Below are 15498 nucleotides of genomic sequence, written 5' to 3'. Positions count from 1 at the left end.
CCCATTCGACACGTCAATTTTGACGATGGTCTGCTTTTCGTCAGGGTTGTCGGCAGGAATACGCCGTAAAGCGCGCAATTACCCCTACTAAAAACATGGCATAGAAGCTGCATTAGTCGGTGCGAAAGATTCGATTAACTGGAGCAGACTGATGAAAAAAGTCGTCACGGTTTGCCCTTATTGTGCCTCAGGTTGCAAGATCCACCTGGTGGTCGATAACGGCAAAATCGTCCGGGCGGAGGCCGCACAGGGGAAAACCAACCAGGGCACGCTGTGTCTGAAAGGGTATTACGGCTGGGATTTTATCAATGATACCCAAATCCTCACCCCGCGCCTGAAAACCCCTATGATCCGCCGCGAGCGCGGTGGCAAGCTGGAAGCCGTCAGCTGGAACGAGGCGCTCGATTACGTCGCCACGCGCCTCAACGCCATCAAGGCCAAGTACGGCCCGGATGCGATTCAGACGACCGGTTCCTCACGCGGGACAGGGAATGAAACCAACTATGTGATGCAAAAATTCGCACGCGCCGTTATTGGAACCAATAACGTCGACTGCTGCGCTCGCGTCTGACACGGCCCATCGGTTGCAGGTCTGCACCAGTCGGTCGGTAACGGCGCAATGAGTAATGCCATCAACGAGATAGACAACACCGATCTGGTGTTTATTTTCGGCTATAACCCAGCGGATTCTCACCCTATCGTCGCGAACCATGTTATTCGCGCCAAACAGAACGGGGCGAAAATCATCGTCTGCGATCCGCGCAAAATTGAAACCGCGCGCATTGCGGATATGCACATCGCATTGAAAAACGGCTCGAACATCGCGCTGTTGAATGCGATGGGGCACGTCATTATTGAGGAGAATCTGTACGACCAGGCGTTTGTGGCCAGCCGCACGGAAGGCTTTGAAGAGTATCGTAAAATTGTCGAAGGCTATACGCCAGAGTCCGTTGAAGCGATAACCGGCGTCAGCGCACAGGAGATCCGCCAGGCCGCACGCATGTACGCCGGGGCGAAAACCGCCGCCATTCTGTGGGGTATGGGCGTGACCCAGTTCTACCAGGGCGTGGAAACCGTGCGTTCGTTGACCAGCCTCGCCATGCTGACGGGTAACCTGGGCAAGGCCCACGTCGGCGTCAACCCGGTACGTGGCCAGAATAACGTCCAGGGGGCCTGCGATATGGGCGCGCTGCCGGATACCTATCCGGGCTATCAGTACGTCAAATTCCCGGAAAACCGCGAGAAATTCGCAAAAGCCTGGGGGGTCGAAAGCCTGCCGGAGCACACCGGCTATCGCATCAGCGAGCTGCCGCACCGCGCGGCGCACGGTGAAGTGCGTGCGGCCTACATCATGGGTGAAGATCCTCTCCAGACCGATGCCGAGCTCTCTGCGGTACGTAAAGGGTTTGAGGATCTGGAGCTGGTGATTGTCCAGGACATCTTCATGACCAAAACCGCGGCGGCGGCGGATGTGATTTTACCGTCGACGTCATGGGGTGAGCATGAAGGCGTCTACACGGCGGCTGACCGCGGTTTCCAGCGCTTCTTCAAAGCGGTCGAACCGAAGTGGGATCTGAAAACCGACTGGCAGATCATCAGCGAAATCGCCACCCGTATGGGCTACCCGATGCACTACAACAACACTCAGGAGATCTGGGACGAGTTGCGGCATCTGTGCCCGGACTTCTACGGTGCCACCTATGAAAAAATGGGTGAGCTGGGGTATATCCAGTGGCCATGCCGCGATGAATCGGAAGCCGACCAGGGGACGTCATACCTCTTTAAAGAGACGTTCGACACCCCGAACGGGCTGGCGCAGTTCTTCACCTGCGACTGGGTCGCACCTATAGATAAACTCACCGACGAGTATCCGATGGTGCTCTCCACCGTGCGCGAAGTGGGCCACTACTCCTGTCGCTCGATGACCGGGAACTGCGCCGCGCTGGCCGCGCTGGCAGATGAACCCGGCTACGCGCAGATCAACACTGCTGACGCGGAACGCCTGGGTATTGAGGATGAAGCGCTGGTATGGGTGAACTCGCGCAAAGGGCGAATTATCACCCGTGCGCAGGTGAGCGATCGTCCCAACAAAGGGGCGGTCTACATGACCTACCAGTGGTGGATTGGTGCCTGTAACGAACTGGTGACGGAGAACTTAAGCCCGATAACCAAAACGCCGGAGTATAAATATTGTGCCGTCAACGTGGAGCCCATTGCGGATCAACACGCTGCCGAACAGTATGTGATCGACGAATATAACAAGCTGAAAGCCCGACTGCGTGAAAGCGCAATGGGTTGAAGCGGGTAATTAATTAATGAACAAAGGGAGTGATATATTCACTCCCTTTTTTTATTTCCGCCACCGCGATTATACTGCGCGGCGTGTACCCAGAAGATAAGAATCCATGAAAGCCATTTTTCTGTTGTTGTTTTTTATAACCTCGTTCGCCTGCGCGGATGAGATAGGCAGCCAGTATCAGAAGCAGGCGGAGGCGGGCGATGCCCGCGCCCAGTATTATCTTGCCGATACCTACTTCAGTTCCGGTGACAGCAAGCAGGCAGCGCGATGGGCTGAAAAAGCCGCAAAAGGTGGCGATGTCGATGCCATGGCACTGTTGTCGCAAATCCACTTTACGCAGGGAGATTACGCACAGGCCAAAGCTCTGGCGCAGCAGGCAAACATAGCAGGCAGCAAACGCGGCGCGATCATGCTGGCGCGCGTGCTGGTCAACACTCAGGCCGGTCAAACCGACTATCCCCAGGCCATTAAGCTCCTGAAAACGGCGACCGAAGATATCGACAACGATTCGGCTGTCGACGCGCAGCTGCTGCTGGGGCTGATCTATGCCAACGGCGTTGAGGTGGCTCAGGATGACGCTCAGGCAGCTGCGTGGTTTAAGCGCAGTTCGTCGCTGTCACGTACGGGATATGCGGAATACTGGGCCGGGATGCTGTTCCAGCAGGGCGAGAAAGGCTTTATCACACCCAATAAACAGAAAGCGCTTTACTGGTTGAACCTGAGCTGTACGGAAGGGTTTGATACGGGATGTGAAGAGTTTGATGCGTTGAGCGGGGAGTAAAGCGCCGGGTGGCGGCTTCGCCTTACCCGGCCTACAAAACCCGTAGGCCCGGTAAGCGCAGCGCCACCGGGCATAAGATGTTACCGATCGGCCGTCTTATCAAAACGCCCCAGCACCTCGCGTTCATACGCCAGCGCTTTTTTACGGTCGAATTTGTGTTCCCACTTGGCGATAACCAGCACCGCCAGGGCATTCCCCACCACGTTCAGCGCCGTACGCGCCATATCGAGGATACGGTCGACACCGGCGATAAACGCCAGACCTTCCAGCGGAATACCCACGCTGCCCAGCGTCGCCAGCAGCACCACGAACGAAACGCCCGGTACGCCTGCAATACCTTTAGATGTCACCATCAGGGTCAGCACCAGCACGATCTCCTGCCACAGCGACAGGTCAATGCCATACAGCTGCGCAATAAAGATAGCGGCGATACTCTGGTACAGCGTTGAACCGTCCAGGTTGAAAGAGTAGCCGGTCGGCACCACGAAGCTGGTGATAGAGGCAGGCGCACCGTAAGCCTCCATCTTCTCAATAATGCGCGGCAGCACGCTCTCAGAGCTTGCCGTGGAGTACGCCAGAATCAACTCATCTTTCAGGATACGGATCAGGATCCAGATGCTCAGCCCGCACAGGCGCGCCACAATGCCCAGCACCACCAGCGCAAAGAACAGGATGGCGAAGTGCACCAGGATCACCAGCTTCGCCAGCGGCCACAGGGAGGCAAAGCCGAAGTTTGCCACGGTCACCGCAATCAATGCGAACACCCCAACCGGCGCGTAGCGCATCACCATGTGGGTCACTTTGAACATGGTTTCGGAGATGGAGCGGAAGACGGTGACCAGCGGTTCACGGTGCGTGGCAGGCAGCGAGGAGAGCCCCAGGCCAAACAGCACCGAGAAGAAGATGATCGGCAACATCTCGCCTTTCGCCATCGACGCCACGATATTGGTCGGCACCAGTGAAAGGATCGTGCCCATCAGGCCGTGCGCATGGCTCTGCACTTCCGCCGTTGTGCTTTGGTATTTCGAAATATCCACCGTGGCCAGCTGCGACATATCGATCCCGGAACCTGGCTGGAACACGTTTGCCAGGGTAATCCCCAGAATAATCGCAACCGTAGTGATCACTTCGAAATAGAGAATGGTTTTCGCACCGATACGGCCTAACTGTTTCGCGTCACCGACCCCGGCAATGCCGACCACCAGCGTCGAGATAACAATCGGCACCACGATCATCTTGATCAAATGAATAAAGATATCGCCCGCCGGGGAGAGCAGGTTAGCAATCAGCCATTCGCGGCTGTCGCTATGATAGTGGAGATAACTGCCCAGCAAGATGCCCAGCACAAGGGCTAGCAAGATCTGCCAGGCCAGGCTGACTTTAACGTTTTTCATAGAAACTGACTTCCTCAATGAAATCTCCGCACCAGCAAAACTGCATGAATATGGAGACATACTGAAAGGGTATGAATTGTGTTGCGTTGGTTTATGGGATTTTTTAACGCGGCGTATGAGTATCATTTGCGCGACCTGTTGCGCAAGCCTTAAAGAACGACGCATTTCACTGGAAAATGACGGTATAACGCGAGTTTGTCATTATCCTGATAAATAACCATTTGTTATAAAAACGCTTTTTTAAATCTAAATGCGAATAATCGTCAGGCTGAATTATTTCCCTTCAAAGTTTCATTCGCTCGTTTTTCAACCTCTTCAAACAATGCGTGATCTGTAGCCCAAATAATAAACAAAGCTTGTAAAGCCCCTGCTATTAACGTTTTTGCGACATATTATTAACATCTTACAAGGAGAAAAAAAGCCATGAGCCAAATACATAAACACGACATTCCCGCAAACATTGCGGACCGTTGCCTGATCAACCCGGAGCAGTACCACGAGAAATATCAGAAATCAGTTTCCCACCCTGACGCCTTCTGGGGCGAGCAGGGACACATCCTTGACTGGATCAAACCTTATCAGAAGGTGAAAAACACCTCCTTTGCGCCCGGCAACGTCTCCATTAAATGGTATGAAGATGGCACGCTGAACCTGGCGGCGAACTGCCTGGATCGCCATCTTGCCGAACGCGGGAATGAAACCGCCATCATCTGGGAAGGCGACGATGCCTCACAGAGCAAACACATTACCTATAAAGAACTGCATCGCGACGTCTGCCGTTTCGCCAACGTCCTGCTGGAAAAAGGCATTAAAAAGGGCGATGTGGTGGCTATCTATATGCCAATGGTGCCGGAAGCCGCGGTTGCTATGCTGGCCTGCGCGCGTATCGGCGCAATTCACTCGGTTATCTTCGGCGGGTTCTCACCGGAAGCCGTTGCCGGCCGTATTGTCGATTCCAGTTCAAAACTGGTGATCACCGCGGATGAAGGCGTGCGCGCCGGACGCGGTATACCGCTGAAGAAAAACGTCGATGAAGCGCTGAAAAACCCGAATGTCAAAACGGTCAGTAACGTTATCGTGCTGAAGCGTACCGGCGGCAAGATCGACTGGAACGAGGGACGTGACCTGTGGTGGAGTGACCTGATCGAGAAAGCGAGTGACCAGCATCAGCCGGAAGAGATGAATGCTGAAGACCCGCTGTTCATTCTTTACACCTCCGGTTCAACCGGTAAACCGAAAGGCGTGTTGCACACCACCGGCGGTTATCTGGTTTATGCGGCCACGACCTTTAAATATGTCTTCGATTACCACCCGGGCGACATCTACTGGTGTACCGCCGACGTGGGCTGGGTGACCGGGCATAGCTACCTGCTCTACGGCCCGCTGGCCTGCGGTGCCACCACGCTGATGTTTGAGGGCGTGCCAAACTGGCCGACCCCGGCGCGTATGTGTCAGGTAGTCGACAAGCACCAGGTCAACATTCTCTACACCGCGCCAACGGCGATCCGCGCGTTAATGGCGGAAGGCGATAAGGCCATCGAAGGCACTGACCGCTCTTCGTTGCGCATCCTCGGTTCCGTGGGTGAACCCATTAACCCCGAAGCCTGGGAGTGGTACTGGAAGAAAATCGGCAATGAAAAATGCCCGGTGATGGACACCTGGTGGCAGACCGAAACCGGCGGCTTCATGATCACCCCTATGCCTGGCGCCACACAGCTGAAGGCCGGTTCTGCCACGCGCCCATTCTTCGGCGTACAGCCTGCGCTGGTGGATAACGAGGGCAACCCGCTGGACGGGGCCACCGAAGGCAACCTGGTGATCGTCGACTCGTGGCCAGGCCAGGCGCGTACCCTGTTCGGCGACCACGAACGCTTTGAGCAGACCTATTTCTCGACCTTTAAAAACATGTACTTCAGCGGCGACGGCGCGCGCCGTGATGAAGACGGTTATTACTGGATCACCGGTCGCGTGGATGACGTGCTCAACGTTTCTGGCCACCGTCTGGGGACGGCTGAAATTGAATCGGCGCTGGTGTCGCATCCGAAAATTGCTGAAGCCGCCGTTGTCGGGATCCCGCACAACATCAAAGGCCAGGCGATTTACGCTTACGTCACGCTGAACCACGGCGAGGAGCCGTCACCCGAGCTGTACGCCGAGGTGCGCAACTGGGTACGTAAGGAGATCGGCCCGCTTGCTACGCCGGACGTGCTGCACTGGACCGACTCGCTGCCGAAAACCCGCTCCGGCAAGATTATGCGCCGTATCCTGCGCAAAATCGCGGCGGGGGATACCAGCAACCTCGGTGATACCTCAACGCTCGCGGATCCTGGCGTGGTGGAAAAACTGCTCGAAGAGAAGCAGTCCATCGCAATGCCTTCGTAAATGTTTTCTCCCTCTCCCTGTGGGAGAGGGCCGGGGTGAGGGCATCTGATCGCACCTTCTCCCCTCACCCTAACCCTCTCCCACAGGGAGAGGGAATAACTACAAACACCTACCCTACAAACCTCTGGAGACTCTGTGATGAATGACCATATTTGTCAGCAGATAGAGAATAGTGCGCACTACAGGGAGCTCGTCGAAAAACGGCAACGGTTTGCCTTCATCCTTTCTATCATCATGCTGATTATCTACGTCGGCTTTATTATGCTGATCGCCTTTGCTCCGCACTGGCTGGGCACCCCGCTGCACGCGGGCACCAGCGTCACGCGCGGCATTCCTATTGGCATTGGCGTGATTGTGATCTCCTTCTTGCTGACCGGCGTGTACGTCTGGCGCGCGAACGGTGAATTCGATCGTCTCAACAGAGCGGTACTGCAAGAGGTAAAAGCATCATGAAGCGGATCCTGACGGCGCTTGCCGCCACACTTCCTTTTGCCGCCCACGCGGCGGATGCCATCACCGGCGACGTTCAGCGTCAGCCGACTAACTGGCAGGCGATTGTGATGTTCCTGATTTTCGTCCTGCTGACGCTGTACATCACTTACTGGGCGTCGAAGCGCGTGCGCTCCCGTAATGATTATTACACCGCGGGCGGCAACATTACCGGTTTTCAGAACGGGCTGGCGATAGCGGGCGACTTTATGTCTGCCGCCTCGTTCCTCGGGATCTCCGCGCTGGTTTATACCTCCGGCTACGACGGCCTGATCTACTCCCTGGGCTTCCTCGTCGGCTGGCCGATCATCCTGTTCCTCATTGCCGAACGCTTGCGCAACCTCGGGCGCTATACCTTCGCTGACGTGGCCTCCTATCGCCTGAAACAGGGGCCCATTCGCACCCTCTCCGCCTGCGGTTCGCTGGTGGTGGTCGCGCTATACCTCATTGCGCAGATGGTCGGGGCAGGTAAATTGATCGAACTGCTGTTCGGTCTGAACTACCACATCGCCGTGGTACTGGTTGGCGTCCTGATGGTGATGTACGTCCTGTTCGGCGGCATGCTAGCGACCACCTGGGTACAGATTATCAAAGCGGTCCTGCTGCTGTTCGGCGCCAGTTTTATGGCCTTTATGGTGATGAAGCACGTCGGGTTCAGCTTCAATAACCTGTTTACCGAAGCGATGGCGGTTCATCCAAAAGGAGAGGCAATCATGAGCCCGGGCGGGCTGGTGAAAGATCCGATATCCGCACTCTCCCTCGGTCTCGGCCTGATGTTCGGTACCGCGGGCCTGCCGCACATTCTGATGCGTTTCTTCACCGTGAGCGATGCGCGTGAAGCGCGTAAGAGCGTCTTCTACGCCACCGGCTTTATGGGTTATTTCTACATCCTGACCTTTATCATCGGCTTTGGCGCGATCATGCTGGTAGGGGCAAACCCGGCGTTTAAAGACGCGGCGGGTGCGCTGATTGGCGGCAACAACATGGCGGCGGTGCATCTGGCCGACGCGGTGGGCGGTAACCTGTTCCTCGGCTTTATCTCTGCCGTGGCCTTCGCCACCATCCTTGCCGTAGTAGCGGGACTGACGCTGGCCGGTGCCTCTGCGGTCTCGCACGACCTCTACGCCAACGTGTTCCGTAAAGGGGCAAGCGAACGTGACGAGCTGAAAGTCTCTAAGATCACCGTGCTGGTGCTGGGTGTGGTCGCCATTTTGCTCGGTATTCTGTTCGAGAAGCAGAACATCGCCTTTATGGTGGGGCTGGCCTTCTCGATTGCGGCGAGCTGTAACTTCCCGATCATCCTGCTCTCCATGTACTGGTCAAAACTGACCACCCGTGGGGCGATGATTGGCGGCTGGCTGGGGCTGCTGACGGCGGTGATCCTGATGATTCTGGGCCCGACCATCTGGGTACAGATCCTCGGTCACGAAAGCGCCATTTTCCCGTATGAGTATCCGGCGCTGTTCTCGATTGCCGTGGCGTTTATTGGTATCTGGGTCTTCTCGGCCACCGACAACTCGCCGGAAGGTAACCTGGAGCGTGAGAAATTCCGCGCCCAGTTTATTCGCTCCCAAACCGGCCTGGGCGTTGAACAGGGCCGCGCACACTAAGCCTTTCTCCCCGGTCTCTCAGGCCGGGGAGTTTAAAACATCACCCATGCCACCAGCGGTGCGATAAGCACCATCGTTACGCCAGAGAGCATCATCACCAGACTTGCCACCACGCCTTCCTGCTGACCCAGCTCATACGAACGCGCCGTACCTGCGCCATGAGACGCCGCGCCAAACCCTGCCCCTTTCGCCATCCCCTCCCGAATAGAAAGCCGCAAAAAGAGCATATCGCCCACCGCCATGCCAAAGACGCCCGTCACGACCACAAACAGCGCCACCAGATCCGGCTGCCCGCCAAGCGGTTTAGCCGCTGCCAGCGCAAACGGCGTCGTCACCGAACGCACGGCCAGGCTGCGCTGAATTTCATCGGGCAGCGTAAACAGCCGCGCCAGCCAGACCGAGCTACACACCGCCACCACCGTGGCAGTCAGAACGCCTGCGCTAAGCGACATCCAGTGGCGTTTAATAATATTCAGGTTGTCGTACACGGGAACGGCAAAGGCGATGGTGGCCGGGCCGAGCAGCCACAGCAGCCAGTGGGATTCCCCAATGTAGTTCTGCCAGGAAATATGGCCGAAGACCAGCATGAGCACCAGCAGGATGGGGGTGAACACCAGCGGCATGAGCGGCAGCGCGCGAAAGCGGCGGTACAAACGCTTGTTGGCAAAGTAGATTACGATGGTCGCAATCAGACACAGCACGCTTATCTGAACGTTAGTCATGCTTCTGCCTGCTGATTTCAAAGCGATAGACTTTATCCACCACCCAGGCAGTGGCGCCCAATACCATCAGCGTACTCAGGGCGATAACCGCGAAGATGCGCCAGCCGTCGACCATCAGCAACTGGGCATAGTTCACCACCGCGACCACCGCAGGCACGAAGAACAGCAGCATCTCCGCCAGCAGCCAGCGCGCGCCGGCTCGCACCCAGCTAAGGGGCAACACGCGACAGAGGATCAGCGTTAGCATTAGCACCATCCCGACCAGGTTGGCGGGTAAAGGCAGGTGCAGCCAGTCGACAAGATATTCCGCGAAAACAAACAGTCCGGCATAGAGCAGTACCTGAACCGGTACCTGGAGTCGTTGCACAACGGCAGGCGTAACACGACTTAACGCCACGGCCATGGGGGTTTTCCTCAAAATTGAGACGAGGCGCCAGTATAGTGAGCGCACGTCAGGGACAGAAATGAATTAAAATCATCGAAGGTATAGTTTCGAGGAATAATCATGGACATAAGAACGCTGCGCTATTTTGTCGAGGTGGTTCGCCAGCAAAGTTTTACCCGCGCAGCGGAGAAGTTGTTCGTTACCCAGCCGACCATCAGCAAGATGCTGAAAAACCTTGAGGACGAGCTGAACTGTACCCTGCTGCTTCGTGACGGACGCAAGCTGCTGCTGACGGATACCGGACGCGTGGTCTTCGAGCGCGGGCTGGCGATTCTGGCTGAGTTCCGCCAGCTTGAGGCTGAGCTTGCGGATATCAACCACCTTACCAAAGGGCTATTACGTCTTGGCATTCCGCCGATGGTCGGCATGATGATGGCCGGGCCGATTAGCCTCTTTCGTCAGCGCTACCCCGGCGTTGAGCTAAAAATTTCTGAATTTGGCGGCCTGACCGTCCAGCAGGCCGTGATGAACGGCGAGCTGGATGTGGCGATGACGGCCCTCCCCGTAGAGGAAGAGAGCGGTCTGGCGACGCTGCCGCTGTTCAGCCATCCGCTGTGCGTGCTCGTACCGCGCTCCGGTGACTGGCTGAAAATTGACTCGGTGAAACCCGAACTGCTCGGCGAACATCCGTTGCTGATCTACAACGAAGACTTCGCCTTAAGCCGCCAGCTGATGACGCTGTTTAACCAACATAATGTGAAGCCACGCATTGCGGTGCGCAGCGGTCAGTGGGATTTTCTGGCCGCGATGGTTCAGGCTGGCGTGGGGATTGCCATTCTGCCGCAGCCAATTTGCGAGCGGCTGGATAAAAACACCCTGCGCTGGATCCCGCTGGAGAGCGAGCTGCACTGGCAGTTAGGGATGATCTGGCGTGAAGGGGTGTATCTGTCGCATAGCGCGCAGGCGTGGCTGGAGTGCTGTAAGGGGTTTTGGGTGCAGTCTGAATAGTGCCGGGTGGCGGCTTCGCCTTACCCGGCCTACGATTCGAATGTAGGCCGGTAAGCGCAGCGCCACCGGGCAAAAGCGCGCTACTGATTCTCTATCAACAACGCTTCCAGCAAATCCAGATCGTGCAGCAGCTTTTGCAGCGTCTCGTTGCTGATCTGCCGCGTGGCACGCAGATGGTACAGCTCGGCACGCTCTGAACGCAGCGCCGCCAGGCGGAACCGGCGTTCCAGGTTTTCCTCCTGCAGCGAGCTTTCCACGTCATTACGTCCGTCAGCCCGACGGCGCAGGTTACCAATTACGCGGGAACTCACTTCCGTCAGCAGCTGGTTATCGATGTTCTCGTCTGTATCCGCCGCCAGACGCTCTTCCATTTTCTGAATAGCGACTATCGCTACTTCGGCGGTAGCCGCACGCGCAATACGCTCCTCTTTATGCTGTTGGGTCGAATCCCCGGCGTCAATGTGCTGCAGTAAAATCGGCAGCATCACCACGCCCACGAACAGCGAGAAGAGGATCACGCCTGCCGCCAGGAACACCAGCTCGTAGCGCGCCGGGAAGACATCGCCCGTCGGCAGCAGCAGCGGAATAGAGAGCACACCGGCAAGGGTGATCGCCCCACGCACGCCAGCGAAAGAGGCAATCAGCAGCTCGCGTGTGGTCCAGGAGCCAAACTCCATCGGCTTTTTCGTCAGGAAGCGCACGCTGAATTTCTTCATCGTCCAGAGCCAGCCAAAACGCACCAGCATCAGTGCCATGTAGATCAGCACGATGTCGGTAAACAGCATCCAGACTTCAACGTTCGGATCGGCCTCTGCCGCAATCAGCGAGGACTCCATAATGCCCGGCAGTTGCAGGCCCAACAGCAGGAATACCATGCCGTTAAACACAAATTCCAGCATCGCCCAGGTGCTGTTGGCACGCAGACGCATTGCCAGCGGCGCGCGGCGCATCACGCCGGAGCGGGTGATGGTCATCCCTGCCGCTACCGCCGCCAGAATGCCCGATACGCCAATATGTTCGGCAATCAGGTAGGAGGCAAACGGCAGCAGGAACAGCAGTACGATTTGCGTGGCGGGTTCATCACCGCCCCAGCGGCTGAGGAAGCGCAGGGAGCGACCATACAGCCAGCTCACCACAAAGCCCGCGAGGATACCGCCAATCGCCACTTTGAAGAATTCCAGCGTCGCGCCGCCAATGGTAAAGACCATCGTCCCCATGGCAACCGCCACGGCAAACTTCAGGGCGACCAGACCAGAGGCGTCATTCATCAGCGCCTCGCCCTGCAAAATCCCCATGATTTTCTTCGGAATACGACCTTCACCCACTATGCCGGAAAGCGCCACGGCATCGGTTGGCGAGAGCACGGCGGCCAGCGCAAAGGCGGGGATTAACGGGATACCCGGTACGGCCCAGTAAATCAGGAAGCCAATCCCGACGACGGTGACGACGACCAGCGCCAGCGCCAGGCCGAAGATCTCTCGCCCGTGCTCAAGGAATTCGCGCGTGGGCGTTTTCCAGCCATCAGCAAACAGCAGTGGCGGAATAAACAGCACGAGGAACAGTTCGGGGTCAAATTCCACGTGCAGGCCAAACGTCGGCCACGCCAGCAGCGCGCCGATGGCAATTTGCATTAATGGCAGGGGGACCTGAAAGGGCAGTACGCGTGTGACCACCCCGGATAATGAGACCACAAGGGTCATGATGAGTATTGTGAAGAAGATTTCCATGCGTTCCCTGTTTGCTGTGTTACTTATGTACTACGGAAGGCGTCGTGCCTTTTATTCTATCTTCTTCAGAGTAACGCAAAAGGCAACGGGATGAGCTCTGAAAATAAAAACGGGCGGCCTGAGCCACCCGTTTTCGCATCAATGGACAACTTAGATGGCCCAGCCGCCTGCGTAGAATGCCACCAGCGCAACGGCGATCACCACGGTGCCGATGTTCAGCTTGCGCCATTCACCAGAGACCAGACGACCAATGACCAGCGACGCGAAACCGATCATGATGCCGGTCACGATGTTACAGGTCAGCACGATAAACACGGCGGTAATCAGGCCAGACATGGCATCCACGAAATCCGCAAAGTCGATCTTCGCCACGTTGCTCAGCATCAGCAGGCCGACATACATCAGCGCTGGCGCGGTCGCGTAAGCCGGTACCAGATAAGAGAGCGGAGAGAGGAACAGGATCAGCAGGAACAGCACGCCGACGGTGATGGCCGTCAGGCCGGTTTTACCGCCTGCAGCCGTGCCCGCTGCGGACTCGATATACACTGCCGCAGGCGCTGCGCCCACCAGTCCTGAGAAGACGCTGCTCAGGGAGTCAGTCGTCAGGGCTTTGCCGCCATCAATAATCTGACCGTCTTTATCCAGCAGGTTAGCCTGACCGGCCACCGCGCGAATCGTACCGGTTGCGTCAAACACGGCGGTCATCACCAGTGCCAGCACGCTTGGCAGGATTACCGGGTTAAGCGCACCGACGATATCCAGGCTGCCAATCAGAGAATTGCCCTTGTCATCGCTCAGCGATGGCATAGCGAAAATACCGGAGAAGTGGACGTTCGGATCGAAAATCAGGCCGACAATGGATACACCGATAATGGTCAGCAGAATGCCGCCCGGCACTTTCAGTTTTTCCAGACCGATAATCACCGCCAGACCGATCAGCGACATGATCACCGGGAAGCTCGCGAAATGCCCCAGCGCCACCGGCAGGCCGTCCAGCGGATTCTTGATCACCAGGCCCACGCCGTTAGCGGCAATCAGCAGCAGGAACAGACCGATGCCGATACCGGTGCCGTGCGCCACGCCCTGCGGCAGGTTGCGCAAAATCCAGCTACGAATGCCGGTAGCAGAGATAACGGTGAACAGCACACCCATCAGGAACACGGCGCCGAGTGCGACCGGTACGCTGATCTGCTGACCCAGCACCAGGCTGAACGCGGTGAACGCGGTCAAAGAGATGGCGCAACCAATCGCCAGCGGCAGGTTCGCCCACAGCCCCATCACAATGGAGCCCACACCGGCTACCAGGCAGGTCGCGACAAAAACAGCTGCTGGCGGGAAGCCCGCTTTACCCAGCATGCCCGGCACAACGATGACGGAGTAAACCATCGCCAGAAACGTTGTCAGACCGGCAACAACTTCCTGACGCACGGTGCTGCCGCGAGCCGAAATTTTAAACATGGCGTCAAGTGAACCGCCGGTACGCGCAGATGGCGTAGACATAGAAAACATCCCCTGAGAGTTTTTATAGAGCGTTCATAAGCGTGGTGGAGACGCCACTGCCAGCTAATACGTCAAATCCTTGTTTTGCGTTTGCGACGAAAGGGCGTCACAAAAAAAGCAAACGTTTAGCTCCGCGCTTAAAAACGGGTGGTCAAATTAAGGCAAACGATTATCCAGCCTAAACACCGCCCTTTTCAACTGAACTTTATCGTTTTTCGCTAAAATTCGCTTATGACGCTGAAGAAATAAACAGAGGATGCGCAAACGTTATCGTCTATGCGCAATTTGTTTACATTTCAATCCTCACCCGGGATGGATAATGGCCCACCCTGTTCCAGGGTTCGCTTCCAGCCGGGGCTGTTATCGACCTTTTGCTTCCAGGCCTCAATATGCGGCAGATTGTCGATACCTCCACGCGCCAGCAGGGCAAAGATCGGGAAACTCATCTGAATGTCGGCCATGCTGAGCGCGTCCCCGGCAAACCAGCTGTTTTGAGCGAGATGCGAGTCAATAAAGCGCGCATGCGTTTCCAGCTGGGGATTGAGATACGCTTTCTGCACCCCCTTACCCAGCGCCTTGCCCAGGAGTCGGATGCCTGGCGGCACGGGCGGCTTGCCGAGGCTGTTGAAAACCAACTTCATTAACAGCAGTGGCATCAGCGATCCTTCCGCGTAATGCAGCCAGAAGCGGTATTGCACCTTATGCGCCGGATCTAACGGCTTAAGGCGCGATTCGGCATCATAGGTTTCCTGGAGGTACTCCAGAATGGCACCCGATTCCGCGAGGATCAGTCCGTTATCTTCGATGATGGGTGATTTGCCCAACGGATGCACCTTTTTGAGAGCCTCCGGCGCCAGCATGTTCTTTTCGCGCTGGTAGTGAACGATCTCATAAGGCAGGGCGAGTTCTTCCAGCGCCCAGATCACACGATGTGAGCGCGACTGGTTAAGGTGATGTACCGTGAGCATGGTCTTCTCCTGTGATTCATACTTTTTAACTATAGAAAATTGAACAACACCGCGAAAAAAATTCGGCTAAAAACCGGTCAGCGACGCTGGCGAAAAAACGGGGCTTGCATAGAATTAAAGTGTCAGCACAATCCGGAACCTCACCAACCAGCTCGACACGAGGGGTGCTGATGTCGGGGGAAACCCTCCCGTGAACCAGCGGGATAGAGAGAAAGACAAAGACCGGGAAAAAC

12 protein-coding genes are annotated in these 15498 nt (G+C 56.6%); 6 read left to right on the top strand and 6 right to left on the bottom strand.

Annotated features, from left to right (window positions below):
* The first annotated feature begins 151 nt into the window (after positions 1 to 151).
* Entirely contained in the window at positions 152 to 2299 is a 2148-nt protein-coding gene (fdhF, locus tag ACOTY9_RS20205) for a formate dehydrogenase subunit alpha (protein ID WP_096217583.1), read from the top strand.
* Between the two features lie 106 nt (positions 2300 to 2405).
* Positions 2406 to 3080 (top strand): tetratricopeptide repeat protein, encoded by a 675-nt coding sequence (locus tag ACOTY9_RS20200; RefSeq protein WP_348566073.1) that lies wholly within the window; start codon positions 2406 to 2408, stop codon positions 3078 to 3080.
* An 80-nt stretch (positions 3081 to 3160) separates the two neighbouring features.
* On the opposite strand, the gene gltP is transcribed toward ACOTY9_RS20200, so the two are convergent.
* Positions 3161 to 4474 (bottom strand): glutamate/aspartate:proton symporter GltP, encoded by a 1314-nt coding sequence (gene gltP / locus ACOTY9_RS20195; protein WP_014882165.1) that lies wholly within the window; start codon positions 4472 to 4474, stop codon positions 3161 to 3163.
* A gap of 423 nt (positions 4475 to 4897) precedes the next feature.
* On the opposite strand from gltP, the gene acs reads away from it, so the two are divergent.
* The 3 genes from acs to actP all read left to right on the top strand — a co-directional run bounded on the left by acs (position 4898) and on the right by actP (position 8955).
* Positions 4898 to 6856, top strand: a complete 1959-nt coding sequence (acs, locus tag ACOTY9_RS20190) for an acetate--CoA ligase (RefSeq protein WP_032637734.1) — start codon at positions 4898 to 4900, stop codon at positions 6854 to 6856.
* Between the two features lie 138 nt (positions 6857 to 6994).
* Positions 6995 to 7309, top strand: a complete 315-nt coding sequence (locus tag ACOTY9_RS20185; RefSeq protein WP_014882163.1) for a DUF485 domain-containing protein — start codon at positions 6995 to 6997, stop codon at positions 7307 to 7309.
* Entirely contained in the window at positions 7306 to 8955 is a 1650-nt protein-coding gene (gene actP / locus ACOTY9_RS20180) for a cation/acetate symporter ActP (protein ID WP_014882162.1), read from the top strand. The genes ACOTY9_RS20185 and actP overlap by 4 nt, the downstream gene beginning before the upstream one ends.
* Positions 8956 to 8987: 32 nt before the next feature.
* Here actP and ACOTY9_RS20175 read toward each other — a convergent pair whose 3' ends face one another.
* Both ACOTY9_RS20175 and ACOTY9_RS20170 read right to left on the bottom strand, forming a co-directional pair.
* A complete protein-coding gene (locus tag ACOTY9_RS20175; protein ID WP_014882161.1) occupies positions 8988 to 9677 on the bottom strand; it encodes an LrgB family protein in 690 nt (229 codons plus the stop codon).
* Complete coding sequence (locus ACOTY9_RS20170) at positions 9670 to 10080, bottom strand: CidA/LrgA family protein (protein WP_248083128.1); 411 nt, start codon at positions 10078 to 10080, stop codon at positions 9670 to 9672. Before ACOTY9_RS20170 ends, ACOTY9_RS20175 begins: the two co-directional genes overlap by 8 nt.
* A 102-nt stretch (positions 10081 to 10182) precedes the next feature.
* Between ACOTY9_RS20170 and ACOTY9_RS20165 the strand changes: the two genes are divergently transcribed.
* Positions 10183 to 11070 carry a LysR family transcriptional regulator gene (locus ACOTY9_RS20165; protein WP_014882159.1) on the top strand — a complete coding sequence of 296 codons (888 nt, stop codon included), beginning with the start codon at positions 10183 to 10185 and terminating at the stop codon, positions 11068 to 11070.
* Between the two features lie 80 nt (positions 11071 to 11150).
* Here ACOTY9_RS20165 and ACOTY9_RS20160 read toward each other — a convergent pair whose 3' ends face one another.
* From ACOTY9_RS20160 to ACOTY9_RS20150, 3 genes are all read right to left on the bottom strand, one after another.
* Complete coding sequence (locus ACOTY9_RS20160) at positions 11151 to 12797, bottom strand: Na+/H+ antiporter (RefSeq protein ID WP_014882158.1); 1647 nt, start codon at positions 12795 to 12797, stop codon at positions 11151 to 11153.
* A gap of 150 nt (positions 12798 to 12947) precedes the next feature.
* Positions 12948 to 14297, bottom strand: coding sequence for a guanine/hypoxanthine transporter GhxP (gene ghxP / locus ACOTY9_RS20155; protein WP_014882157.1), 1350 nt, complete (start codon positions 14295 to 14297; stop codon positions 12948 to 12950).
* A 296-nt stretch (positions 14298 to 14593) separates the two neighbouring features.
* Positions 14594 to 15265 (bottom strand): glutathione S-transferase family protein, encoded by a 672-nt coding sequence (locus ACOTY9_RS20150; RefSeq protein WP_023331807.1) that lies wholly within the window; start codon positions 15263 to 15265, stop codon positions 14594 to 14596.
* Between the last annotated feature and the right edge of the window lie 233 nt (positions 15266 to 15498).

The sequence above is a fragment of the Enterobacter cloacae complex sp. SHL012 genome, assembly GCF_049237505.1.
GTDB classification, from domain to species: Bacteria; Pseudomonadota; Gammaproteobacteria; order Enterobacterales; family Enterobacteriaceae; genus Enterobacter; species Enterobacter kobei.
The sequence above is the reverse complement of the archived record's forward strand: the minus strand, read 5'-3'. Positions and strand labels throughout refer to the sequence as shown.